The sequence below is a fragment of the Streptomyces sp. CS113 genome (assembly GCF_002188365.1).
Lineage (GTDB): Bacteria > Actinomycetota > Actinomycetes > Streptomycetales > Streptomycetaceae > Streptomyces > Streptomyces tendae.
In genome coordinates, this window is sequence record NZ_KZ195574.1 from 8,651,795 (window position 1) to 8,675,476 (window position 23,682).

24 protein-coding genes and 3 pseudogenes are annotated in these 23,682 nt (G+C 68.9%); 13 read left to right on the top strand and 14 right to left on the bottom strand.

All coding sequences use genetic code 11. The annotated features are described in order from the left end of the window. Nucleotides 1–30 precede the first annotated feature (30 nt). The gene (locus B9W62_RS39065; protein ID WP_087811622.1) at nucleotides 31–1,398 is read right to left on the bottom strand and encodes an APC family permease; all 1,368 of its coding nucleotides are present in this window, start codon (nucleotides 1,396–1,398) and stop codon (nucleotides 31–33) included. Continuing rightward, nucleotides 1,395–2,300 (bottom strand): carbon-nitrogen hydrolase family protein, encoded by a 906-nt coding sequence (locus B9W62_RS39070; RefSeq protein WP_087811623.1) that lies wholly within the window; start codon nucleotides 2,298–2,300, stop codon nucleotides 1,395–1,397. Before B9W62_RS39070 ends, B9W62_RS39065 begins: the two co-directional genes overlap by 4 nt. Nucleotides 2,301–2,407: 107 nt before the next feature. On the opposite strand from B9W62_RS39070, the gene B9W62_RS39075 reads away from it, so the two are divergent. After that, nucleotides 2,408–3,004 (top strand): TetR family transcriptional regulator, encoded by a 597-nt coding sequence (locus B9W62_RS39075; RefSeq protein ID WP_087811624.1) that lies wholly within the window; start codon nucleotides 2,408–2,410, stop codon nucleotides 3,002–3,004. A gap of 500 nt (nucleotides 3,005–3,504) precedes the next feature. Here B9W62_RS39075 and B9W62_RS39085 read toward each other — a convergent pair whose 3' ends face one another. Then, nucleotides 3,505–4,437, bottom strand: a complete 933-nt coding sequence (locus B9W62_RS39085) for an alcohol dehydrogenase catalytic domain-containing protein (RefSeq protein WP_087811626.1) — start codon at nucleotides 4,435–4,437, stop codon at nucleotides 3,505–3,507. Nucleotides 4,438–4,605: 168 nt separating this feature from the next. Here B9W62_RS39085 and B9W62_RS39090 point away from each other — a divergent pair, with 168 nt between their 5' ends. The 4 genes and pseudogenes from B9W62_RS39090 (at nucleotide 4,606) to B9W62_RS39110 (ending at nucleotide 7,403) form a co-directional block, all read left to right on the top strand. Then, entirely contained in the window at nucleotides 4,606–4,977 is a 372-nt protein-coding gene (locus tag B9W62_RS39090; RefSeq protein WP_087811627.1) for a MerR family transcriptional regulator, read from the top strand. Between the two features lie 101 nt (nucleotides 4,978–5,078). Then, nucleotides 5,079–5,213: pseudogene (locus B9W62_RS41075) on the top strand (IS5/IS1182 family transposase); the annotation flags it as partial. Nucleotides 5,214–5,402: 189 nt separating this feature from the next. Further along, entirely contained in the window at nucleotides 5,403–5,996 is a 594-nt protein-coding gene (locus B9W62_RS39100; RefSeq protein WP_087811628.1) for a hypothetical protein, read from the top strand. Nucleotides 5,997–6,647: 651 nt separating this feature from the next. After that, complete coding sequence (locus tag B9W62_RS39110) at nucleotides 6,648–7,403, top strand: class I SAM-dependent methyltransferase (protein WP_087811629.1); 756 nt, start codon at nucleotides 6,648–6,650, stop codon at nucleotides 7,401–7,403. Between the two features lie 82 nt (nucleotides 7,404–7,485). On the opposite strand, the gene B9W62_RS40060 is transcribed toward B9W62_RS39110, so the two are convergent. Further along, nucleotides 7,486–7,713 (bottom strand): hypothetical protein, encoded by a 228-nt coding sequence (locus B9W62_RS40060; protein WP_143665498.1) that lies wholly within the window; start codon nucleotides 7,711–7,713, stop codon nucleotides 7,486–7,488. A 347-nt stretch (nucleotides 7,714–8,060) separates the two neighbouring features. On the opposite strand from B9W62_RS40060, the pseudogene B9W62_RS39115 reads away from it, so the two are divergent. From B9W62_RS39115 to B9W62_RS39130, 4 genes and pseudogenes are all read left to right on the top strand, one after another. Further along, nucleotides 8,061–8,414, top strand: a pseudogene (locus tag B9W62_RS39115) (hypothetical protein); the annotation flags it as partial. Nucleotides 8,415–8,479: 65 nt separating this feature from the next. Next, complete coding sequence (locus B9W62_RS39870) at nucleotides 8,480–8,743, top strand: FkbM family methyltransferase (RefSeq protein WP_107424257.1); 264 nt, start codon at nucleotides 8,480–8,482, stop codon at nucleotides 8,741–8,743. Between the two features lie 470 nt (nucleotides 8,744–9,213). After that, nucleotides 9,214–9,759 carry a DUF1707 SHOCT-like domain-containing protein gene (locus B9W62_RS39125; RefSeq protein ID WP_087811632.1) on the top strand — a complete coding sequence of 182 codons (546 nt, stop codon included), beginning with the start codon at nucleotides 9,214–9,216 and terminating at the stop codon, nucleotides 9,757–9,759. A 44-nt stretch (nucleotides 9,760–9,803) separates the two neighbouring features. Further along, on the top strand, nucleotides 9,804–10,028 hold the full coding sequence (locus tag B9W62_RS39130) for a hypothetical protein (RefSeq protein ID WP_087811633.1): 225 nt from the start codon (nucleotides 9,804–9,806) through the stop codon (nucleotides 10,026–10,028). 98 nt (nucleotides 10,029–10,126) lie between these two features. Here the strand turns inward: B9W62_RS39130 and B9W62_RS39135 are convergent, their stop codons facing one another. Then, the gene (locus B9W62_RS39135; protein WP_087811634.1) at nucleotides 10,127–10,978 is read right to left on the bottom strand and encodes an ABC transporter permease; all 852 of its coding nucleotides are present in this window, start codon (nucleotides 10,976–10,978) and stop codon (nucleotides 10,127–10,129) included. Continuing rightward, on the bottom strand, nucleotides 10,975–11,961 hold the full coding sequence (locus B9W62_RS39140; protein ID WP_087811635.1) for an ATP-binding cassette domain-containing protein: 987 nt from the start codon (nucleotides 11,959–11,961) through the stop codon (nucleotides 10,975–10,977). The genes B9W62_RS39135 and B9W62_RS39140 overlap by 4 nt, the downstream gene beginning before the upstream one ends. 504 nt (nucleotides 11,962–12,465) lie before the next feature. On the opposite strand from B9W62_RS39140, the gene B9W62_RS41085 reads away from it, so the two are divergent. Then, nucleotides 12,466–12,753: a hypothetical protein gene (locus tag B9W62_RS41085; RefSeq protein ID WP_087811636.1), complete on the top strand. Its 288-nt coding sequence runs from the start codon at nucleotides 12,466–12,468 to the stop codon at nucleotides 12,751–12,753. On the opposite strand, the gene B9W62_RS39150 is transcribed toward B9W62_RS41085, so the two are convergent. Further along, nucleotides 12,722–13,258, bottom strand: coding sequence for a helix-turn-helix domain-containing protein (locus tag B9W62_RS39150; RefSeq protein WP_256976740.1), 537 nt, complete (start codon nucleotides 13,256–13,258; stop codon nucleotides 12,722–12,724). The two genes, B9W62_RS41085 and B9W62_RS39150, sit on opposite strands and share 32 nt — an antisense overlap. Nucleotides 13,259–13,500: 242 nt before the next feature. Between B9W62_RS39150 and B9W62_RS40440 the strand changes: the two are divergent. Both B9W62_RS40440 and B9W62_RS39160 read left to right on the top strand, forming a co-directional pair. Next, nucleotides 13,501–13,954: pseudogene (locus B9W62_RS40440) on the top strand (IS5 family transposase); the annotation flags it as partial. A gap of 61 nt (nucleotides 13,955–14,015) precedes the next feature. After that, nucleotides 14,016–15,017, top strand: a complete 1,002-nt coding sequence (locus tag B9W62_RS39160; RefSeq protein WP_087812318.1) for a YihY/virulence factor BrkB family protein — start codon at nucleotides 14,016–14,018, stop codon at nucleotides 15,015–15,017. Nucleotides 15,018–15,339: 322 nt separating this feature from the next. Here B9W62_RS39160 and B9W62_RS41285 read toward each other — a convergent pair whose 3' ends face one another. Further along, complete coding sequence (locus tag B9W62_RS41285) at nucleotides 15,340–15,744, bottom strand: SRPBCC family protein (RefSeq protein ID WP_179235905.1); 405 nt, start codon at nucleotides 15,742–15,744, stop codon at nucleotides 15,340–15,342. Between the two features lie 162 nt (nucleotides 15,745–15,906). Beyond that, on the bottom strand, nucleotides 15,907–16,416 hold the full coding sequence (locus B9W62_RS39170; protein ID WP_087811638.1) for a GNAT family N-acetyltransferase: 510 nt from the start codon (nucleotides 16,414–16,416) through the stop codon (nucleotides 15,907–15,909). A 298-nt stretch (nucleotides 16,417–16,714) separates the two neighbouring features. Here B9W62_RS39170 and B9W62_RS39175 point away from each other — a divergent pair, with 298 nt between their 5' ends. Then, the gene (locus B9W62_RS39175) at nucleotides 16,715–17,251 is read left to right on the top strand and encodes a GNAT family N-acetyltransferase (RefSeq protein WP_087811639.1); all 537 of its coding nucleotides are present in this window, start codon (nucleotides 16,715–16,717) and stop codon (nucleotides 17,249–17,251) included. 950 nt (nucleotides 17,252–18,201) lie between these two features. Here the strand turns inward: B9W62_RS39175 and B9W62_RS39185 are convergent. The 5 genes from B9W62_RS39185 to hisD all read right to left on the bottom strand — a co-directional run bounded on the left by B9W62_RS39185 (nucleotide 18,202) and on the right by hisD (nucleotide 23,649). Continuing rightward, entirely contained in the window at nucleotides 18,202–19,212 is a 1,011-nt protein-coding gene (locus B9W62_RS39185; RefSeq protein WP_218782003.1) for a nuclear transport factor 2 family protein, read from the bottom strand. Between the two features lie 73 nt (nucleotides 19,213–19,285). Next, the gene (locus B9W62_RS39190) at nucleotides 19,286–20,653 is read right to left on the bottom strand and encodes an MFS transporter (RefSeq protein WP_087811641.1); all 1,368 of its coding nucleotides are present in this window, start codon (nucleotides 20,651–20,653) and stop codon (nucleotides 19,286–19,288) included. Nucleotides 20,654–20,801: 148 nt separating this feature from the next. Further along, nucleotides 20,802–21,566 (bottom strand): HpcH/HpaI aldolase family protein, encoded by a 765-nt coding sequence (locus B9W62_RS39195; RefSeq protein ID WP_087811642.1) that lies wholly within the window; start codon nucleotides 21,564–21,566, stop codon nucleotides 20,802–20,804. Continuing rightward, entirely contained in the window at nucleotides 21,563–22,342 is a 780-nt protein-coding gene (locus tag B9W62_RS39200; RefSeq protein WP_087811643.1) for an SDR family NAD(P)-dependent oxidoreductase, read from the bottom strand. Before B9W62_RS39200 ends, B9W62_RS39195 begins: the two co-directional genes overlap by 4 nt. Then, nucleotides 22,339–23,649, bottom strand: coding sequence for a histidinol dehydrogenase (gene hisD, locus B9W62_RS39205; protein WP_087811644.1), 1,311 nt, complete (start codon nucleotides 23,647–23,649; stop codon nucleotides 22,339–22,341). The genes B9W62_RS39200 and hisD overlap by 4 nt, the downstream gene beginning before the upstream one ends. Between the last annotated feature and the right edge of the window lie 33 nt (nucleotides 23,650–23,682).

Sequence of the window (23,682 nt, forward strand, 5' to 3'; positions counted from 1 at the left end):
CGTGCCGGACGGAGCGGCCGGCGGACTGCCCTACCGTGGTACGGCCATGTCGTCGGTCCGCTCCTGCGCGTCGAGACGGAATTCGGGCGGTTCCCTGCGCAGGCCACCGGTCAGCACGCACAGGTAGCAGATGCCCAGGACCAGCCAGGCCGTGCCGAGGAGTACGGCGGCGCCGTTCAGCTTGGTGATCAGGTAGATGTCGGCCGCGGCGCCCAGGACGGGGACGACGACGTGGGTGAGGACGGGCCGTCGGTTGCCCCCGCGGCGAGCGCGGCGCCAGGCCGCCAGCACGCAGACGTTGACGAGCGTAAAGGCGAGGAACGCACCGAAGTTGATGAAGGACGTGGCCGTCTCCAGAGACAGCCGGGTGGCCAGCAGGCCGATCACCGCGATGATCAGCAGGTTGAACACCGGCGTGCGCAGCCGCGGGTGCAAGTGGCCGAAGGTGCGGCGGGGCAGGACGCCGTCGCGGCCCATGACGTACATCAGCCGGCTGGTACTGGCCTGGATGGCGACGCACGAGGCCATGCCGCCGATGAGGGTGATGGCGTTGACGACGTTGGCGAAGCCCTTGCCTCCGGCCAGGACCGCCACCTCGTAGCCTGCGGTCGACTCGTCCTGGAAGGACGTGCCCGGGTGGACCCACTGGAGCAGGAGCGAGATCGCGAAGAAGACACCGCCACCGATGAGCACGGTCAGCAGGATGCCGCGGGGAACCGTCCGCCGCGGGTCGCGCACCTCCTCGCTGAGCGTGCTGATCGCGTCGAAGCCGAGGAACGAGTACGCGGCGACCGCCGCGGCGGCGGTGACGGTGCCCAGTGAGGCTCCCGGATTCCACAGGGCATGGGCCCCGTCCGCCGCGGACGTGCCCGCCACGGTGTGCAGGCAGACCACGGCGAGGGCCAGCAGGCCCAGTGCGGTCAGGCCCAGCAGGACCTTGTTGACGCGGTCGGCGATGACGATACCCAGGGTGTTGACGCACGTGGTGACGGCGATGACGGCCACCAGCCAGCCCCACGTCGGCAGTGCGGGGAACTGGACGTGCAGGTAGAGGGCCTGGATGAGCCAGGCCACCATGGGCAGGAAGAGGTAGTCCAGGAGCAGGGCCCAGCCGGCGAGGAATCCGACACGGGAGCCGAGCAGCCGGCGCGCGTAGGTGTACACCGAACCGGCCACCGGGTGGTCGCGGGCCAGTTTGCCGTAGCTCAGCGCGGTCAGTGCCATCGCGACGGTCGCGACGAGGTAGGCGGTGGGGGCGATGCCGCCCGAGTTGGTGGCGATGACGCCGAAGGTGGAGACGACGATGGCCGGGGCCATGTAGCACAGGCCGAAGACGACGATGGAGAGCAGACCGAGCCGGGGGACCAGGCGACCGGGTGTCCCGTTGCTGTGTGTCATGGACGTCCCCGGCCTTCCGCGCGAGATGTGCCGCTGAGGCCGGCTCCCCAGGTGCTGGGGTCCATCCTGCCGGAGTAGAGCGGCAGGTCGACGGGGGCGTCGCCGGGCCGGAACTGCTCCCAGGGACGGTTGAGGCCGGCCGTGCCGTACGTGCGGACCCGGGTGGTTTCGCCCAGGTCGATGACGTCCGTGAGGACGCACTCCTCGGCGCTGATCGCCTGGGTGCGGACACGTCCCTCGGGGTCGACGAGGAGGCTGCGGCCGAGGCCGGTGGGCGCGGCGGCGTTCACACTGGCGACGAAGACCTGGTTGGTGATGGCGTTGGCGCGGGCGAGGACCAGTTCCTGCTCCCGATCGCTGGTGGGGGTCTGGACGAGGTTGACGATGAGCTGCGCGCCGAGGTGGGCGAGGTTGCGGGAGATCTCGGGGAACCAGGCGTCGTAGCAGATCGACAGACCGACGCGGCCGTGGTCGTCCATGTCGAAGACGACGAACTCGGTGCCGGGTGTGGTGGTCTCGTACGGCCGCCAGGGACAGATCTTGCGATACGCGGCGACGCGGCGTCCCTGAGGTGAGTACACCGGGGCGGTGTTGTGGATCTGTCCATGACGCCGTTCGTAGACGCTGCCCGGCATGAGCCAGACGCCGAGGTCCCCAGCCAGTTCGGCCAGCCGCCGGTCGCGCGGTCCGTCCAGAGGCTCGGCCAGCTGCTCCGGTGCGGCCGCGTCGTCAGCCGGGCCGCTTCCGGGCGCGGGGGTGGCCAGGTGCAGCTCCGGATGGACGAAGAGACGCACCTGCGGTCGCTGCCGGGACAGGCGTTCCAGCCCGGAGGCGAAGGAGTCGAGGTCCTGCGTCGGGTGCGCGGGCGCTTGGACGAGGGCGAGAGGGAGGGGTGAGTGCATGGAGCGTGTTGCCTTCCGAGGTAAGTTAAACGAAGTTTGATTAACTAACTCGGGACGTGTCAAGAGGTCGTCCGGGGACCTGCTGAGCCGCGTGAGAGGATGAGGACATGCCGCGTCCCCGCAACCAAGCCGCACGACGCGCCCAGTTGGTTCAGGCGGCGGCGCAGGCGGTTCTGGAGCGAGGCGTGACCAACGCGCGGCTGCGGGACATCGCCGCCCAGGCCGGTCTCACGCCCGCCTCGGTGCTGTACTACTACCCCGACGTCAACGACCTGCTGGCCGCCGTGTTCGAGCAGGGCACCGAGACGTACGTCCGGCGGCGCCGATCGGCCGTCGACGCCGCTCCGACGCCCTGGACACGACTGGCCGCCTGTATCTCCTCCGGCATTCCCTATCCGGGCGAGGCGGAGCAGACGAGCCGTCTGCTCTACGAACTCCTTCCGGTCACCTTCCGCGTCGAAGCCGCGGCCACCCGGCAGCGGGCGTTCGTCGCTCAGCAGACGAGCCTGTACCAGGAGGTCCTCGACTCCGGCGCGGCCTCGGAGGACTTCCGTCTGGCCGGTCCTTCCGCCTTCCTGGCCCGCGGCTTCGTGGCGCTGGAGGACGGCTACGGCATCGACGTCCTCTCCGGCGCGGCCACCGCCATGGACATCGAGGAACGCCTTCTGCACCAGGCCCGCCTCGTCACCGGCGCGTCCGAATAGCCGGAACATCTCCGAGCGCGGCAGCATCTGGGCGACCGCGTCGCGGTCTCCTCCAGTGAGCGGCACGCGAGCGAGTGAGGCCTGCCCAGGAGGAGCACTCCGGGCGCCGCACGGCGCCCACGCGCAGGCGGGGCGGGGCGGGAGCGGGGCTCCTCGCTGTGCGCCGTCCAGCGGGCGTACCACTTGCCCAGGCAACGCCGTGACACGCCGGCCTCGGCCGCGACATGCGCGATCGGGCGTCCAGCGTGCACTCACTCGCAGAGCCGGCGACGCCCTTCCGGCGTCAGCGGTGCGTGCGTTGGGACGGCCGCCAGGTCAGGAAGCGGAGTTCATATGCATTCGGACGCCCTCTGCTTGCAAGCGGCCAGTGGCCAGCCGCCTGGACGGCTCCCCCTCGGGAATGCCTTGCCAGGCGGCTGTCTGGGGCCGGCCCGTCAGCATGCGTGGGTGAAGTGGGCGTCGCGGTGTTGCCGCTCTCCGTTCCCGCGCAGACGGTGGTCCTACGAGACCAGCACGATCTTGCGCCCGCCAAGGCCACCGCGCTCAAGGCGTTCGTGGGCCTTGCGTGCCTGGCCGAGCGGGAGCGTCTCGATGCGGGTCCGGCCGAGGAGAGACGGGGTGAGCAGGGAGGTCAGGCGAGGCGCATCGGCCTGTACTACGACCTTCTCGACGGCGACGCCGCGCTCTGACTCGTTCTTGTCGGCGACGTGAATGGAGACGAAGGCGCCGCCGTCCTTCACCGCGCGGATCAGTCCGGGGCCCGCGACTGCGGCGTTGAAGACCGCGTCCATGCCACCTGGCACCTCCTCGCGGGCCGCGGTGGCCATCTCCTCCGGCGTGCCACGAGGGATCACTCCCGCGCAGCCCATAGCGGCAAGGGCCTCGTCTGCCGTCGAGCCGGTGACGTAGACGCGCGCCCCTGCAGCTGTAGCCGCGGTGGCGGCGCTCATGCCCACCGGGCCGCCGGCGCCGACGATCAGGATGTGTGCTCCGTCAAGGGGTCCCATTCGATCGATGGCCTGCGCGCCGGTCAGGGCGTTCATCGCGAAGACGGCGGCACGTGCCGGGTCGAGGTCCGGCGGCAGTGTGGCCACCCACTGCGGCGCGACGCTGATCACCTCCGCATAGGTGCCGCGGCCCACTTCCGAGCCGAGCCACGGGACGAAACCCGCCACAGCGGAGCCGACGGGGAGCGTCGGAGTCGGATCGAGGAGATTGCCGACGAAGTCCCAGCCCAGTACGGCGGGGAAGGTGAGGCCGAGATCCTCGAGTCGTTGCGGGGTGTCGCCTCGTCGGAGCTCCACATCGCTGACGTTGGCGGTGCGGGCCCGCACCCGTACACGGACGCGGTCCTCTATCGGCAGCGGTTCCGGCCGCTCCCGCGCCTCCAGGACCTCGGGTGGGCCGAAACGGTCGAACTCGACGCTCAGCATGATGTCTCCTCCTGTGCTGTCAGGGCCTTCGGGACGACGAAGCCACCGTCGACCCCGTTATGCGAGAAATGAGCTATTCGCCGCGGTTTCTTCTGAGCGTTAAGGTAGACGTTGACATCCGTGTCAAGGTCAAGCGCGCACCGTGCCGTGCCCACAGGGAGCGACCTCATGAAGATCGGTGAGCTGGCGCAGATCTCCGGTTCCTCACCCCGGCAGATCCGCCACTACGAGGCAGCGGGCCTGCTGTGTTCACTTCGCCTGCCCAACGGATACCGCGAGTTCCAGGACAGCGACGCCCGCCGGGTGCGCAATATCAGGACTCTGCTCGACTACGGTCTGACCCTCGACGAGATCACCTCTACCGTGCGAGCGGTCTGCGACGCGGAGACCTACGAGGCACTGGACGAGAGCGAATACACCCAGGCCGTAGGAGCCCTGGACGGCCGCATCGCCCTCCTCCAAGAACTTCACGACCGCACCGCGCGGCAACTGGAGGCACTCCGAGCCCTGCGCGACGGATTCGATGACGCCGGAGAGTGAGAAGGGCACTGCTGCGTAACCAACCCCCTGCGACAACACCCCTAGACGTCGCTTCTTATGGCGTGATCGGTGATCCGAGGATGACGGGTCTCGTTGAGCGGTACGACTACGACCACCTCCGTCGCCGGCTTCGCGGGCGCGGTATTCGCCACCCCATTGCTCGCAAGGGACACGAATCCTCCCAGCGGCTGGGCCGCCACCGCTGGGTAGTCGAGAGAACCGTGTCCTGGCTGGCTGCCGCCGCCGGCACCGCCGCTACGCACACAAAGCCGAGCACTTCCTCGCGTTCGGTGCCATCACCGCAGCACTCATCGGGTATCGCCGTCGCAGCAGATGAGCCTGGCCCACTGCGCAGACGCTGACCAGACCCGCGTTGTCACCGGCAGCCCATAAGGTGCGCTCACCATCTCGAAGGAGGAACTGCCGTGGGATTCTCGGGTCATCTGGTCTTCGCTTGCAGCAACCGCCCCCTGCTGGAAGCTCCCGTCTTCGACAGCCTCGACGAAGAAGAATTCAAGGCAACCGTGCAGACATGGGAGTCACGGTCGGGCGGCTGGCAGACGCTCCAGATGGAATCCGGGACATGGGGCGACGCGGACCTGCCCGCCCTGGTTGAGTGGAGCAGCGCACCGGCCTGCGTCGCCGAGGTGTCCGACAGTTCCCTCGCTCTCGTGACCGGACTGGACACCACCGGGCAGCGCTGGCAGGCGTGGCTCAACCTGGACATCGCCGCCAGTCTTCTGGCCGAGGAGCCTGAAGACCTCGAGGATCAACTCCTGTGGCTGGACACACCAGAGTTCCACGAAGCCGTCAGGCACAAGCGCGCCGAACTCGACGCCGAGATACTCGCCGACGCCGAAGGTGCCGTTGCCTGGGCCGCAGCCGCTGGCGTCCCCGTCACGCCTGAGACAGCCAGGATTGAAGAGCTGCTTCGCTCACACGAGACCTTCGCAGAAGACCTCTTCAGCACGCTGCTCGACCAGCTGGGCTTTCCCCAGGCCACTCAAGCACCCACCTGAACCATAAGAAACGACGTATTGGCGGGCGAGTCCGCGGCTGTGAGCGAGGCGGTGAGGCTAGGTGCCGGTCTCGAGGATGGTGCCGCCGAAGGTGAGCCGGTCGACGATGGCGGCGCAGAGTCTGGGCTCGGTGAAGGGTGTGCCCCAGCCGGCGAAGAAGCCGTTGGAGGCGATGGCAACGGCGTTCCTCCCCTCGCGGGGCCGGTGAGGTCCTGGAAGAGGACTTCGGCGCTGCGGCGGTCGAGTCGCATGGAGCGAGCCCGGCTTCGTCGATGCAGAACAGGTCGACGCGGCCGTAGCCTTCCAAACAGTACGCCAGCTCTCCCCAGTGTTTGCGCTCAAGCACTCGGTTGGGCAGGCTCTCGCGAATGTCATGTCGCAGTGCGGCGTACAGCTCGGCTTTGACCGACCAGGCGGCGTCGGCGGTGTTCCTTCACCGCGCACAAGCACTTTGTCACCGCAACCTGCGGGTGACACTGGGTCTCACGAGACAGTTCCCAGCCGACCGGTCGGTGACATCCATTCAGGCGGACAACTGGCCACCCGCCATCACCGTCAGAGCCGACCTTGTGAAAACCATTGGTGTCCCGGCTTGTTCTGCTGATGGACTGACGTCCTGCCGTGGTCTGCCGTGTGACGGAGGTAGTAGTTGTGGCTGGGTATGGCGCGCTTGCCGAGGTGTACGAATGGCTGATCTCGGATGAGAAGTTGCCGCCAGCCGGGTTCGCTGCGTCGTTCGACGACCTTCTCAATCTCCTGCCCGCGAACGCTCATGTCCTCGACTGTTCATGCGGAACCGGGCAGTTTGCGGTTGGCCTCGCCGGTCGCGGTATGCAGGTTGTCGCAACTGACGCCAGCGAGGCGATGGTGCGTCGGACTGCCGAGTTGTCCGAGGAGTTCGGGGCATCCGTCCGGGCTGTGCGGGCGAACTGGGAAGAGTTGCGCGATCATTTCCAGGACAACACGTTCGACATGGTGTTCTGCGTGGGGAACTCGCTTGGACATGCCAGGGGTGCGACAGGCAGGGGTGCCGCTCTGGAGTCGATGTCGCGGCTTCTGCGTCCCGGCGGCCGCTTGGTACTGACATCCCGCACATGGGAAAGCGTAAGGGCCAAAGGTTCCCGGCTGGAGATCAGTGACCGGCTCGTCCGCCGCAACGGTCGTGATGCCGTCGTGGTCTACCGCTGGGAGATTGCGCCGCATTGGGAGGAGGAGCACCACATCGAGATTGCGATCGCGCAAGTTGATGCGACCGGATTGGTTCTTGTCCGCTCGGAACTGCTGTCCTGCTGGCCCTACCGGTACGAGGAACTCGAAGTCGAGCTGCACCGGGCCGGACTCCGAACGGAACTGAGCACGTTCGATCGTGAGGCCGAGAACTACATGGTGGTCGCGGGGAAGGTATGAACACCGGACGCTCAGGCCCTGGCCGGACCGCGCGGTTGCTCGCTGGACGCTTGCGCCCTCTCATCGGTGCGAGTTGAAGCGGTCAGCGCAACGCCTCGGACGACAAGTACTCGTTGATCGGACGTGGCAGATCCGGGGTGACGGTGTGGCGCTGCTTTGTGGCCGTATCCAGGTCAATGAGCAGGATCTCGTCGATCAGCGGTGTGAACGGATCCGGCTTCGACGGACGCACCCAAGCTGTTGTCGTGCGTGGCTGCGGCCGAGCCAAGGTCAGGGTTCTGTTGGCCGTGCTCCAGGTGACGCTGTACATGCACTGCAAGGCCGGTTCGACATGACTCTGCGGCCGTCGCGCCGCAGCGCGGCGTACAACTCGACCTTCGACTGGCCAGGCAGCATCGGGGGTGCCCCTTTACTCAGCGCATCCAGCTTGACGCCGTAACCCCGATGGTGACGTCGGAATTCGGGTTATGGCTCGCTTTCCGTGGAGGGCTGACTGAGAGTGATGTCGGCGGTGTGTGGTGGGATGGCTGGACCCAGCCGTCCTGACCTGCTGGGAGATCGCGTGGCTGCCCGTGTACTCGTATCTGACTCAGGCCCTGGCCGCGGCCTTGGTCGATGTCCTGTGGTTCATCGAAAGCAGTGAAGACGACGAGATGGCGGCCAACGCCGGCCGGCGTCGCCGGCGAGCTGTACGTCGGTGGTGCGGGCGTGGCGCGCGGCTACCTGAACCGGCCGGGCCTGTCCGCCCAGCGCTTCCTGGCGGACCCGTTCGCCGACGAACCCGGCGCACGGATGTACCGGCCCGGGGACCTGGTGCGGCGGCTGCCCGACGGAACCCTCGCCTACCTGGGGCGCAACGACGATCAGGTCAAAGTCCGGGGGTTTCGCATCGAACTCGGCGAGATCGAGGCCCAACTCAGCGCACACCCCGCCGTCCAGGACGCGCGCGTCGTGGTGGGCGACCACGGCGACGGGGACAGGCGCCTGGTGGCCCACATCGTTCCCGCGGCCGACCGCGCACCGGCGGTGCGCGCACTGCTGCGCATGGAGAGCGCCGAAGGAGAACTCGCCCGCCGATGCGCGAACCGCCCAACGGCATGACGGTCTTCCACCACAACAGCAGCGAGACCGACTTCGTCTACGACGAGATCTCCACGCGCGAGGCGTACGTGCGAGGCGGCATCACCATCGACAACGGCGACACGGTCGTCGACGTGGGTGCCAACATCGGCCTGTTCGAGATCATCGAGCAGGAAGCCATCGAGCGGATCGACCTGATGAAGATCGACGCTGAGGGCGCCGAGCACTTGGTTCTCAAGGGCATCCGTCCGCAGCACTGACCGAGGATCCGGCAGTTGGCTGTCAAAGTCCACGGACATCGACGGCCGGCTGGCGCAGGTCGAAGCACGCCTGAAGGGCCACGGCTTCGACGTCGTGCGCGAACAGGACAGCAGCCTGCTGCATGACACGGTCCTCAACGACCTCTACGCCCGGCGCGAGGATGACCGCGCCGCGGCCGGTCCCGCAGCCGCGCCGGCCCCGGCGCCCAGCGGTGGTCCGGCCGCACCGCCCTCCTCGACGACGTGCGCAACAGCCTGCGGGGCGTGCTGCCGCGGCGCTGGCGCGCATCGTCGGCAGTGCCCCCCAAGGCCCGCACGCCGCGGTTGCGCAGAAGGGACACGGGGGAGGGACCCTGATACGCCCGATCGTGCGGCCCGGCCCGGCCCGGCCCGGGCCCGGCGCTGCCGTGAGAACCTGGCCTTTCGAAGCGGTGCGGGCAAGGCACCGACTCTGCATGGGAGTTGACGACATGGCTTCCCGGCCGAAGGACCCGCAGACACTCATCGGCGACGATGACCGAGACCGGGCCACACATCTGTTGCAGGACGCGTACGCGAAAGGACATCTCACCCACCAGCAGTTGGAGCAGTGTCTCGGCCAGGTGCTGAGCGCCACGACGCGGGGCCAGCTCGACGCGGCCGTGGCCGGGCTGCCGGCACGCAGCCCCAAGGACCGGTCCACGATCACCACGGTGAGCGGCCTGATCCTCCGGCGCGGCCGATGGCGGGTGCCCGCGGAACTCGTGGTCGCGACACCGCTCGCCAGGGTGTACCTGGACCTGTCCCGGGCCGTGCTCGAGCATCCGGAACTCGACCTCGAGCTCCAGGTCGGCGTCGGACGCGTCAGGATCATCGTGCCGCGCGAGGCGACCGTCGACCTCGAGGACGTGGAGACCGGACTGAAGGGCCTGGCCTACAGGCCCGGCAGGTCCTCCCGTTCCGGCGAGCCGCACATCCGCGTCCACGGCACCGTCGGCATGCGGAAACTGACGGTCCGCCACGCACTGCTGCGCTGAGCGGTGCGCCTCACGCGTTCTTCGAGCCGAGGAGTTGGAGCAACGTGCAGATCATCGGCCGCGGCTTTCTCGCCCGGTGCCTCTCGCAGGCCTTCACGGACCGGTTCGGCGAGGTCACCGCGATCGCAGCCGGCGTCTCCAGCCATTCGACCGTCGCACCCGAGGAGTTCGCCCGGGAAGCCCGGCTGGTGCACGAGGTCCTGCGCGAGTGCAGGCAGCGGCACCGGACGGTGCTGTTCTACGAGCAGGGGCCGGCAGGGCAGCGATGACGCGGGGCGCACGACAGAACCAGGGGGGCCGGGGGACGGGCCCGCAGGCCCCCCCGGCGGCCCCCTCCGGGTCCCGGCCGTATGCGGGTGCCGGGCGGTCAGGAGGTGGCGGTGCGGCGGTACTTGCGCACGGCCAGGGTGCGAAAGACGACGATGATGAGGACCGAGTAGATCAGCGACGCCTCGATGGGGTGCTGCATCGGCCATGCGTCTCTCGCCCCGGTGCCCGGGTTGCCGAAAAGTGTGCGGGCGGCCTGCACGGTGGCGCTGAACGGATTCCATTCGGCCATGTACCGCAGGGGGGTCGACATCCGGGTGGGGTCCACGAAGGCGTTGGAGATGAACGACACCGGCAGGATCCACAGCATGGGAGCCGACGAGGCCGCCTCCGGGGAGCGTGCGGCCAGTCCGGTCAGCGCGCCGACCCAGGTGAAGGCGTATCCCAGCAGGAACAGCAGCAGGAAGCCGGCCAGCATCTTGGCAATGCCCTCGTGGAAGCGCCAGCCCACCGCGGCTCCGACGCCGCCCAGCACGACCAGGATGAGAGCGAGGGTCACCGCGTCGGACAGGGTGCGGCCGGTGAGTACCGCGCCGCGTGCCATCGGCAGCGAGCGGAAGCGGTCGACCAGTCCCTTGCGCATGTCGTCGGCGATGCCCGCGGCGGTCGCGATGACGGAGAAGATGACGGTCTGGGCCATGATGCCGACCACGTTGAACTCGCGGAAGGCCGCACGGTCCGTGGTGCCGCCGATGTTGACCGAGCCGGCGAACACGAAGGTGAACATCACGATGAAGATGGTCGGCTGGATCAGCATGAACAGGATCATGCCCGGCGCCCGCCTGACCCGGATCAGGCCGCTCTTGGCGATGATCAGCGAGTCGCGGACGGACTGGCCGACGGCGCCTGCCACGGGCGGCCGGAGGGCGGGCGGCGGTGACAGGGCGGTCACTTGGCGGTCTCCTTGACTCGGACGTCCCCGGCTGCCTCGCCGGTGTCGGCGGAGCGGCCGGTCAGAGCGATGAACACGTCGTCCAGGGTCGGGCGGCGCAGGGCGATGTCGTCGAAGGGGACGCCCAGTTCGTCCAGCCTGCGGATGATGCCGCCGAGCGAGCGGGAACCGTTCGAGACCGGCACGATCAGCCTGCGGGCCTGCTCCTCGACGGACACCTCGCCCCGGCCCTCCGCGGCCATCACCAGGCCGGCGCCGGTGAGGTCCTCCCCCTCGGGAAGGACCAGCTCGACCCGGTCGCTGCCGACGCGTGCCTTGAGTTCGTCACTGGTGCCGTAGGCGAGTACGCGGCCGTGGTCGATGACGCAGACCGAGTCGGCGAGCTGGTCGGCCTCTTCCAGGTACTGCGTGGTCAGCAGCAGCGTCGTCCCGTCGGCGACCATCGCGCGGATGACGTCCCACAGCACCCGGCGGCTGACGGGGTCCAGGCCCGAGGTCGGCTCGTCGAGGACCATCACGGCCGGCTTCATGAGCATGGCCGCCGCGAGGTCGAGACGGCGCCGCATGCCTCCGGAGTAGGTCTTGGCGGTCCGGTCGGCGGCGTCGGTGAGGTCGAACAGCGTCAACAGCTCCTCGGCGCGGGCCGCCGCGTCGCGTTTCCTCAACTGGTAGAGCCGCCCGATCAGTTGCAGGTTCTCACGCCCCGTGAGGAAGTCGTCGACCGCGGCGAACTGCCCCGCCATGCCGAGCGAGCGGCGCACCGTGTCCGGGTCCTTGACGACATCCGCTCCCAGTACGCTCGCGTGCCCGGCGTCAGGCATGAGCAGGGTGGTCAGAATCCGCACGGTGGTGCTTTTGCCGGCGCCGTTGGGCCCGAGCAGGCCGAGCACGGTTCCCTGGGGGACGTCCAGGTCGACACCGTCCACCGCCCGTACGTCGCCGAAGTGTTTCACCAGGCCCTCGGCATGGATGGCCTCTGGCATAGAGCACTCCTGTGGTCAGGGGTTCGCGGACAGGTGCGGGCATCGGGCGGCGCGGGCCGGACCGGTGCCCGCTGCCGAACCCTGCCCTCGGACTGTGACACGCGATATAGCGCGTGTCAATAATCGAGATATGTCTTGATTGGCCGGGGGTGTTCGGGCCGTTCGGTGCCCGGCGCGGGTGCCGGGGGGGGGCGATATGCGAGCCGGTGCCCGGTTCGCCAGGCCCCTGTGTGCGGCGGGTGCGCCGCCCGGCGGTGCGGCGGAGAAGCCGGAGGCGACAGTTTCCGCCAGGGGAGCGGCGAGCGGTTCGGCGGCCTTCGGGTCATGTCCCGGCCTCTCGGGCGAGGGGGCGGCTCGCCGAAGGTCGCGGGACGAAGGCGGAGAGGTCCCGCAGAATGCTCCGGGCCACGTTCTGCACCTGGTCCTCAATGTAGAAGTGGCCGCCCTCGAAGACCTGGACGCTGAATGCCCCCTCGTGTGGTCGGCCCAGCGCAGGAGGCCGTCGTGCGGCACGTACGGATCGTGGTCGCCCACGTAGCCGCTGATGCGGCAGCGACCGGGCTACCCTCCGGGTGGGGAGAACAGGCACTGACCGGCATATTCCCCTGCAGTTACACGGGATGCGGCCTCGTCCGGCTCCGGCACACCGCCGACCTCAGCCTGCTGTACGACGACCAATACGGCTACCGCTCGGGTATCCGCCCATTCATGATCAACCATCTCCACAGCAAGGTGGACGAGCTCACCAAGCTCGTCGATATCAACAATGTGGTGATGCTCGCGCGCACATAGTCGTGGGTGACCCGCTGCGGGACGCCGGGCAGCACCGGCTGGGACCGGTCCAGGGCCTGGATCTGCGACTTCTCGTCGACACAGAACACCAAGGCCCGCTCGGGCGGTCCAGATAGAGGCCGACCACGTCGTGGACCTTGTCGACGAAGTACGGGTCCGTCGACAGCTTGAGCGTCTCGGTGCGGTGCGGCTGCAGGCCGAAGGCCCGCCAGATCCGCGACACGGTCGACTGCGACGAACCCGTCTCCTTGGCCAGCGCCCGCGTCGACCAGTGCGTGGCGTTCTTCGGCGCGGTCTCCAGCGTCCGCTTCACCAACGCGGCGACCTGCTCGTCGGTGACCGTCCGGGGCCCGCCCGGCCGCGGCATGTCACCCAGCCCGGCGATCCGGTGCTCGATGACCCGCTTCCGCCAGCGGCCCACCGCATGCGGTGTCGAACCGAGCTGGGCGGCCACGTCCGCGTTGGACGCGCCGGTCGCGCAGGCCAGGATGATCCGGCACTGCAAAGCCCACGCCTGCGGGGTGGAACGGCGGCGAACCTCCCCTCCAGCGCAGCCCGTTCCTCATCCGACAGGATCAACTCGGCCTTCGGCCGCCCAGTACGTGCCACCAGGCAACCCTACATATCTGAATAGAATTCCTGACTCAGAAGACTTAGTACTGCAACGGTGTTTGCCGTGACTGTTGGCCAGCTTGCTCGTTGGTGTGGTCATGGGTGGGGACCTTGCGCTCGGCGCGGCCCAAAAGCGGACCCAGCCCGGTCGACCGTGCACGGCCGGGCAGCAAGCACAACGTCCTCACCGACGGCCAGGGCATCCCGCTCGCGGTGTCGCTGACCGGCGGAAACCGCGGGCGAGGTCACCCAGCTGCTGCCGCTGCTGGACAAGGTCTGGGCCGTGGCCGACGTCGTGGGCCGGCCCAGACACCGACCGGACGCGCTCCTCGCCGACCGCGGCTACGACCACGACAAGTACCACCGCCCGCTGCGAGAGCGAGGGATGAGACCGGTCATCGCCGAACGAGGCGTCGAACATGGCTCCGGACTGGGCGTCTTCCGCTACGTCGTCGAGCGCACCATCGCCTGGCTCCACGGCTTCCGTCGACTGCGCATCCGCTGGGAACGACGCGACGACATCCACGATGCCTTCCTCGGCATCGCCGCCTGCCTGATCACCCACCGCCACGTCCGACGTCTTTGTTAGGACCTCTTAGCGCTCGTCGCCCCGACCGCATGGAAACGGTCCGGTGGAGCACACCTCCTGCATGGGAACAGTGGTGCACGTACCGCAGACGAGGGACATGATCGGCGACGAGTTGTCCGGAGACGAAGCCTGGGCCTCGCTGCGCCGCTACGGGGGCCGCCGACTGGTGACCGACGCGTTCCTGCGTTTCAGGTACGCCGATGGATTCAGCTTCGCGCGGGCCCTGGCCTTCCAGTTGGTCATCGGGATGGTGCCGCTCGCCATCGCCCTGGTGGGGGTCTCCGCGGCCATCCACACGGAGAGCGTCGGACGGCTGATCGAACTGACCCTGAGCGATATCGTTCCGGCGGACAGCGCCGATCTCGTACGCGAAGGCTTGCTGGCGACCCGCACGCATGCCGATGCCGATACGGCGGGGACCGTGGCCATGTGGTTGGGCCTCGGCTTCGCCGTCCTGAACCTCGCATCGGCCATGGGCCAGATCGAGCGGGGGTGCAACCGCATCTACGGGATCGAACGCGACCGGCCGTTCCTGGAGAAGTACGGCCGCAGCCTGCTGCTGGCGGTCGGTGCGGGCGGGCCGCTGGTGCTCGGCTTTCTCGTGACGGTGGCCGGCGGAGCGGTGGGCAGGGCTGTTGCGGAGGTGTTCGGCTGGCCCGGAGCATGGCTTGGCTGGTGGGAGTGGGGGAAGGTCCCGGTGGGCGTGGCCCTCGCCTGCATGGCATCGGCTGTCGTCCTGCGGTGGGCGCCACGGCGTGTCCAACCGGGTTACACCTGGCTCGTGTTCGGGTCCGTCGTACAACTCGTCCTATGGACCACGGCCACCTGGCTGCTGGCCCTCTACGTGGCGCACAGCGGGTCCTTCGGTTCGTTGTACGGACCGTTGACCGCCCTCATGGCCCTGTTCCTCTGGGCAAACCTGGCCGGCGTTGCGCTCTTCCTGGGTGTGGCCTTCGCGGCCCAGCTGGAGGCCGCCCGCGCCGGCATCACCAAACCCGTGCACCCGGATCCCGGTTCCGGGTCCCTGACCCAGACACCAACCGTCTCAGCAACGGATGGGTGAGTCACAGGATGCGGGCAGGAGAGCGGTGCCCGACTGGGCAACCAGGCTCAAGAACCGACGGCTTATTCACCTGGCCCCCAGGGGAGTGAATCCAGACCTTCTGTGGTGCCCCAGAACCGGGCCCCCCGGATACGTGGTTGGGCGTGAAGAAGCCGAAGATTCGCTGAGCGCCACGACATCCGTCATGATCTTCGGTCGGTTCGGCCAGTACGTCGTGTGTCTCGACAGCGGTCCGCTGACTCTGGCCGGGAACGGCTGGCGATCTTCCGTCCGTCGTCCTCCACGAGTTCACCCACCCGCGAAACCGGGACCTGGACATCGCCTACGCGCGGTCGCGTTGTGGCGCGCCTGGCTCGCGTTGGTGATCCTGCCGTGCACGCCGCAGTGGTTGTGGGTGATCGGGACACGCGGCTCCTACCGGGCGGTGGCCGACGGTCGCACAGGCAGCGCCGTCCTCGTCGTGACGCTGGCTCAGTGGCCCGTGACCGATACTCCGGACGGTCACCGTGGGCCTGATCCGCTCGACGTCGTGCACCAGGTACGAGAAGCGCGGGAAAGCCTTGAACTGCGTCCATTGGTTGTACGCCGTACGCAAGGGCACCGCGATCTCGACCGTCTCCTCGACATGTCGTGGCCACAGCGGAGAGCGGACAGCGGCGGGCGACGCCTTCTCGCGCGTTTTCGGCGTGTTCGGAATGGCCTGCGGGGCGTCGTCATCGACCGCCATCGTGGGCTCTCCTTGGGCGCGGGAGCCGGGCGACCGGGCGACCGGTCTCCCCTCATGCGGCGTGGTTCCTCTCCCGGTGCCCACATCGCGCGATTCGAGCCGTCCCGGCGCCGGGAGGACGTGCAGCTGACGCCAGGCGGCGAGCCCCCTGCGACAGAAGCGTCAGGTAGGTAGTTGAGGGATCACGAACTCCAGCTCGGGCCGGTCCCAGGGCACGGCGGGCGGGTTCGCGGCGACCGTTCCGGTACGCAGCGCACCGACACTGCGGTAGAAGCCCTCGGCCGGAGGATGCGACACCACCCGGACACGTGCCAGCCCCGCCGCGCGCGCTTCGGACGTCATGTGCTCGACAAGGAGTCGTCCGATGCCGCGTCCCTGCACCCCGTCCTGGACGAAGAGCAGGTCCAGCTCGGGCGGTGCGAGGATCAGCGAGTAGAAGCCGAGCACCCGGCCCGGGACAACGTTGGTGCCGGCGTCGGCGGCTACGAAGACGCGATGACTCTCGATGTAGTCCGGGCCGACGCGGTAGCCCGAGACCATCGACGCGTACTGGCCACCGTACGCACGCGAGCCGCGCACGAGTCGCGTGAGGCGCTTGGCGTCCCGGGCGACGGCCCGGCGTACGAGGATCTCGCCGCGCACGGACATATGGCTCGAATGCACATGACGCATCCTACGCGTCCCGGCGAGGCCCGGGACTCCTGCTACGCACCGCAGGAGTCGCAGCGTACCGGGAGGGCCGGTCGTCAGCCGACGCGGGGCACGGCAGTGACCGGGGTCGAGGGCGACGGGGGACTGCTTCGTGAGGCGGGGCGGCTCGGGGTCGACCGTCGCACGGGAAGGGCGAACCTGAGCGGTCGCCTTTCGCAGCGCGCATACCGCACCCGGGAGTCGCCCGGCTGATCGCCGCGGTACCCAGGGTGGACCGCCGCGGTTCGCACTCTCGGCACGGCATCGGCAGGATGGGGGCATGACCGAGATCCGCACTCCTCGTCTTGTTCTGCGCCGTTGGCTGGAGGACGACCTGGCCCCGTTGTCCGAGATCCACGCCGATCCGGTGGTGATGCGGCGCATCGGCGACGGCAGGCCGCGCTCGACGGAGCAGACCGCCGGAGACATCGAAGCGTGGGAGGAGGAGTGGGACGACGAGGGATTCGGGGTCTTCGCGGTCGAGCTCTTGGGCTCTGGTGAACTGGCGGGTGCCGTAGGGCTGTACGTTGCCGGCACGCCGGATGAGGTAGCCGGACAGGTTGCGATCGGCTGGCGGCTCGGCCGGGTGTTCTGGGGCCAGGGATACGCTTCCGAGGCGGCGCACGCCGCCTTGGAGTTCGCTTTGCAGGATCGCGGTCTGGACCGGGTGGTCGCCGTGTTGCGGACGAACGACAGAGCTTCCGCGGCTGTGGCCGACAAGCTCGGCATGCAGGCGGAGAGCATCGTCCGGCACCCGGTCCACGGTCACGACTTGACGATGTTCGGCATCGACCTTACGCAATATCAGGAGTGGTGACGGTGTGTCGCCAGGGCCCGTCGCGGACGCTCCCTGGACGGCCTGCTCCGCCTCCGCGACCCGCCGTTCTGCGCGGCACATCAGCGCGGTGCCGTGTTCTGCGGCACCGCGCGGGTTTGCATGGGCTGGCCCGCTCCTTCTCCCCACCGAGGCGACGCGATGCCCGAAGACGCCGATCACGTCCGTTCCGAGGACGCTTCGCCGCGGCGAGGTCTAAGGCCGGCCCAAGACCGCCGAACTGTGGTTGTTTCGCGGCATCTACGACCTGGTGCTGGCCAGTGCACTCGTGGCAGCGTTGGACGTACCGGGCGAGGTCCCCGGCCCCGGTGAGGATGCTCTGGGTCCTGCTCACGGCGTTGGCGTCGAGCGCCGCCCATGGATACGCCCACGTGATCGCCCAGCGTGCGGTCGCCGAGGGAGGGACGAGGCCGAGAAGGCTGCGGGCGGTGATCGCCGAATGGCCACTGGTCGTGGCCGCTCTGCTCACCGTGTGGCTATTGCTCGGCGCGGTGGCGGAGTGGTGGTCCGAGGAGACCGCCGCGGACGTCGTATTGCTGTTCAACACGATCGCCCTGCTCGGCCTGGGCATCTCGGCGGCCCGGACCGCCGGGCTGGGCGTCGTCAGTGCGGGCCGGGATCATGGACATGCCTGTCGGGGTGGTGATCATCGGCGTGTACGCCCTGGTGGAACAGGGGGCAGGCCACAGGAAAAGGAACTGGCCGAGAACGTCCAATGCCACCTGTACCGACGTGTGAGTGAAATGATCGGCCTTGGCTGTGACCTGCACGAATGCCCGGCCATCGCCTTCAACGGCGAAAGCGTCATCATTGCCCAGGCACTGGGCGACCCGGCACCGCCGACGACAACACCGGGCCCGCACCAGCCACTACGAACGACGCGGGCACATCCCCTGAACCGGCCACCCGCCACAGCAAGCACCGTTGCAGTACTAGTAGATGTTGGCCGCCACGTCCGCGCCGTCCTCCCGTCCCGCGTTGATCTGCGTGCGCAGCGCGATCTCGTCGTACACGCGGACCTCCTTCACGATGCGGCCGTCCTGGATCAGAAACTGCGAGACGCCGAGCACCGTGACCGGCTTGCCGGTGAGGGGGCCGAAGGTGGGGATGCCGCGGTACGTGCCGCGCATGGTCCAGGTCACGGCCACGCGCAGACCCGCGTAGCGCTCCGCGTGGTGGGTCTGGACGTCCCGCACGGCGAAGCGCGCGTCTGGGAAGGGGCCGACCATGTCCAGCAGATCGGCCTGGTAGCGCTCGGGACGGATCACGGTGCGGTCGCCGATGGTGTGCAGGAAGAGGTCGCGCGCCATGAAGTCGTTGACCTTGTTGAGCTCGCGCTGTGACCAGACCCGGTCGATGAATTCGAGGACCATCTCGCACTCGGGGCGGAAGTCGTCGGGGCGCGGCCCGCTGACACCTTCCAGGAGCACGTCCTTCGGCGGCTCTTGGGTCATCGACCCGGTGTAGCCCTGGAACTGGCGGTCGCGCGCGGCCTCGTCCGGGTCGATGCCGAGTTGCAGGCAGTCCGCGAGGTCGTCGCGCACCACCCACTCCTCGACCATGCGGCCCCGCCGGTACAGGCAGTTGGCCACCGTGCGCTTGCGGACACGGACGCTTCGGCCGTCCACGAGATGTTCGTCGGCGGAGAAGACCAGATGCGAGCTGAGGAAGGCGTCGTCCCCGCGGGCCTCCCACACCACGTCCTCGGCCTGGCCGATGTGGCCGGGTACGGCGGCCATCCGCATCGTGCTGCCCTCGATGACGCCGTCGCGGCCGACTACGGTACCGAGACTGGTGTGGACGATCGAGTCGGGCTCGTAGTTGTCGACGATGTGGGCGATGTCGCGTGCGACCCAGATGCGGTCGGTCACCTCGCGGATGAACTCGTCCGGGTCGTTGTAGGGCTCGTACGCGACGGGGTGCAGGGCCATGGTGCTGTCCATTCCAATCGATGTGAATGCGTATGCGGAGAGGGCGACGGCTGTTGGGGCCGGACCAGGGATGCCGGCCGGTGGATCAGGCGGGCCGTGGTGTCTCCTGGCGGTGGAACTTGTCCGCGCCCAGCTGGCTGCGGTACGTCTCCGTCATGAAACCGGTCACGACGACGAGTGCCAGGACGGCTCCGACGCCCAGGTAGGCCCATACGGCGTAGATCGAGTCGAAGGTGTCCACCAGCAGCGTCGCCACGAACGGGGTGATCCCCATGAAGACGGAGAACGAGCTGTTGTACGCGATGGCGCTCGCGCTGAACCGGGTGCGGGTGGAGAAGAGTTCGGCCGCGCAGACCGTGATGATGCCGGTGAGGAAGAACTCTGGTATCAGATAGATGAGTTGGCTGGCAACGGCGGCGCCGAAGGTGCCCCGGTCGCCCACCCAGAAAGCGAGCGGGACGACGACGATGCAGGCGACGGCGCCCGTGATGAGCATCGGCTTGCGTCCCACGCGGTCCGAGAGCTTGCCGGCCAGGGGCAGCAGGGGGATCAGGACCGCGATCGAGATGGCGTTGGAGGCCAGGCCCATCCAGCGGGGCAGGCCGAGCGTGTTCGTCAGGTACTGCGGATAGAAGGTGACCCAGGTGTAGGAGAGGATCGCGCACATGATGGAGATCCCGCAGTAGACGAGGATGGGCCGCCACTGAGACCGCAGAGCCTCGATCACCGGGGACTTGACCACATCGGTGCCGTCCTTCGTGGCCTGCACGAACTCCGGGCTCTCCGAGATGCGGCTGCGCATCCACAGGCCGACCAGGCTGAGGGGGATCGCCAGCAGGAAGGGGAGGCGCCAGCCCCACGAGTCGAGTGCGGGCCCCTCGAACACCCAGCTGGTCAGCGCGGCGACACCGGCACCGGCGAGCGTGCCGGCGAAGCAGCTGTTGGAAGCGTACGAGGTGTAGTAGGCGCGTCGGTCGGGCTCGGCCCACTCGACGATGAAGGCCACCGCGCCGACGTACTCGCCGCCGGAGACGACGCCCTGGACCACGCGGAGCGCCAGGAGCAGGAGTGGCGCCAGAATGCCGACCTGGTGGTACGTGGGCAGGACCGCGACGAGGGCGGTGGACGCACCCATGGCCACGAGGGTCCACAGCAGCGTCTTCCGGCGGCCCACCCGGTCGCCCCAGCGGCCGAGGAGGGTCCCGCCGAGGGGGCGGACCAGGCACGCGATCGCGATGATCGCGTACGTCCCGAGCACCGCCACGGTCTTGTCGCTCTCGGGGAAGAACGCGGGGGCCATGATCGGGGCCATGTAGCCGTAGAGGCCGTAGTCGAACTGTTCGACGAAGTTGCCGACGCTGCCCGCGCCGATGGCCCGGCGAATCGCGCTCCGACCCTCCGCTTCGGCGGGGGCGGTCGCGGGGGTAGTGCGGGGTGGCGCTGCAGAGGACATGGCTGCTCCGATCGCGCGGCGGATGAAGGATGTGCGGATGAGCCGGTGTGCACGCGTAAACGCGTGTGCATACGTATGAATTGAAGTTGAACGCTAAGGTCCTCGGGGTGGACCGTCAAGGGGTGCGGACGAGTCCGACGAAGGCGGGTCACGGTCGGGACGGGCGCACGAGGGTGCCCATGGTGTCCATCAGTACCTGCGCCATGTTGAAGACGATCAGCCGGGCTCCGGCCTCCTCGGCGGCCCGCGCCGCTTCGAGGTGAGGGACGATCGTCATCACCGTGCGCCCGCTCTCGACGATCGCCCTGTGGGCTTGCCGGACGAGTCTGTTCACGGCCTCCGGTGCGGGAAAGCCGCAGTCCGCCGCCAGGTCGGCGGGGCCCACCAGGACCGCGTCCACGCCCTCGGTGCCGGCGATCGCGTCGGCCGCGGCGCATGCCCGCTGTGTCTCGATCATCGGGATGACCAGCGTCTGGCGGGAGGCGGCCACATGCTCGGCCGCGGGGACCGTGCCGAACCGCCCCGACCTGCTGTACGTGGCGAACCCCCGCTCGCCCCACGGCGGGTAGTGGCTCGCGGCCACGGCCCGCCGGGCGTCCTCGGAGCCGTCCACGTGCGGGTGGATCAGTCCGGCCGCGCCCAGGTCCAGGCAGCGCAGCGCCAACGCGGGCTCGGCGGTGCCCACCCGCACCAGGACGTCGATGCCGTGAGCCTCGGCCGCCATGATGTGCTGCTGGAGCAGTGCCGTGTCCGCGGGCCCGTGCTCGCAGTCGATGACCACGTAGTCCAGACCGGCGACGCCCGCCATCTCCACCAGTGTCTCCGAGGGCAGCCGCAGCAGCACGCCGCGCAGCGAATCGCCCGCCGCCAGACGCCGTTTGAGGCTGCGGCGCCGGGTACGCGGGACGGTCATCGGGCCACCATCCCCGCCGACAGGTCGACATCGGCGCCGCACAGGCCACGCATCCGCAGCATCGCGCTCACCGCGCCGCCGACCTCCTCCTCGGTCACCATCCGTCCGAGGGCTGCACGTGACACGAAGGCCTCCTCCGCCTCGGCGTAACTGCTGCCCGTGCGCTCGGCCTCCAGACGGAAGTTGCGCTCCATGCGCGGCCCCGAAACAGGTCCGGGGGACAGGGAGTTGACGGTGACGCCCAGGGGCCCCACCTCGCCGGCCAGCGTGGTCGTCAGACCGATGACCGCCATCTTCGACGCGCAGTACGGGGTGCGTCGCAGCAGTGGCCGCTTGCCCGACACCGAGGCGATGTTGATGACATCACCGGAGCCGCGAAGGGTCATCCCGGGAAGGAACGCCCGGCACATCAGGAACACACCGCGCACGTTGACGTCGAAGACCTCGTCCCACTCGGCGGGCGAGATGTCGGTCAGCGAAGCCACGGGGCCCGCGATGCCCGCATTGTTGACCAGGATCGAGATCTCGTCATCCACGAGGGCCGAGGCGAGCGCGTCGACGTCCTCGGGGCGGGACACATCGCAGACCTCGGGGACGACGTCGGGGCCCAGTTCGTCTGCGGTGCGCTTCAAAGCGTCCGCGCCGCGGCCTGTGATCACCACGCGGGCGCCGTCGGCGAGCAGCGAGCGGGTGATGGCCCGGCCCAGGCCGCTGCCGCCCCCGGTCACGAGTGCCGTCCGCCCGGCGAGGGGCGCTCCGGCGCGGTCGGTCGTCATGCGCCGGCCCCCTCGTTCCACTCCAGCGTCCTGTCGCCGTACTTCGCGGCGCGGACGTCACCGGAGCGTGCGTGGCCCTCGAAGAGCTCGACGCGGGCGGCGCGCCCGCACACCTCACCGAGCAGAGCCGAGGAAGCGGTGTCGGTGACCTCCTGGTAGGTCACCGTCTTGAGGTACTTGCCGACCCACAGGCCGCCCGTGTAGCGGGCGGCGCCACGGGTGGGAAGGACGTGGTTGGTGCCGATGACCTTGTCGCCGTAACTGACACAGGTGCCCTCGCCGAGGAAGAGCGCGCCGTAGTCGCGCATGAGATCCAGCGCCTGGCGCGGATCCTCGGTGAGTACCTCGACGTGCTCGCTGGCGTACGAGTCTGCGATCTCGAAGGCCTCGTCGAGGGTGTCGGCCACGACGATCTGGCCGTGGTCGCGCCAGGCCGGCTCGGCGAAGTCCTTGGTCGGCATACCCGGCAGCAGCCGCTCGATGTGCCGCTCGACCTCGCGCCCCAGCTCCTCGGACGTGGTGACGAGGACGGCGGGGGAGTCCGGGCCGTGCTCGGCCTGGGACAGCAGGTCGACGGCGACGACGAAGGGGTCCGCGTGCTCGTCCGCGATCACCAGGATCTCCGTGGGCCCGGCGAACAGGTCGATGCCCACCTCACCGAACAGCTGGCGCTTGGCCTCGGCCACATACGCGTTGCCGGGACCCGCCAGCATCGGCACGCTGCCGATCGTCTCGGTACCCAAGGCCATCGCCGCGACAGCCTGGACGCCACCCAGCAGGTAGATCTCGTCGGCGCCCGCCAGGTGCATCGCCGCGACCGTCGCGGCCGGGATCTCGCCCCTGATGGGCGGAGTGCAGGCGACGACCCGGGGCACGCCCGCGACCTTGGCGGTCACGATCGTCATATGGGCCGAGGCGGTCAGCGGGTAGCGGCCACCGGGCACGTACGCGCCGGCGGCGGCGACAGGGACGTGCCGGTGGCCGAGGCGGACGCCGGGCAGCGTCTCGATCTCGACGTCGAGCATCGAGTCCCGCTGGGCCTGGGCGAAGGTGCGCACCTGCTCCTGCACGAACCGGATGTCGTCCAGGACCTGCTGCGGAACACCGGCGACGATGCGCTCGATCTCCTCGGACGACAGGCGGAACGACTCCGGACCCCAGGTGTCGAACTTCTCGGAGTACTGGCGCACGGCCTCGTCGCCGCGCTCGCGGATGTCGTCGAGGATGGCGCGCACCCGCTCGGCGACGTCCGCTCGGGCGGCACTCACCTGGGCGGCGGGGACGGGTGACTTGAGGAATCGGGGCATGACGGCTCTCTTCAACTCGCTTCTGGTGGACAG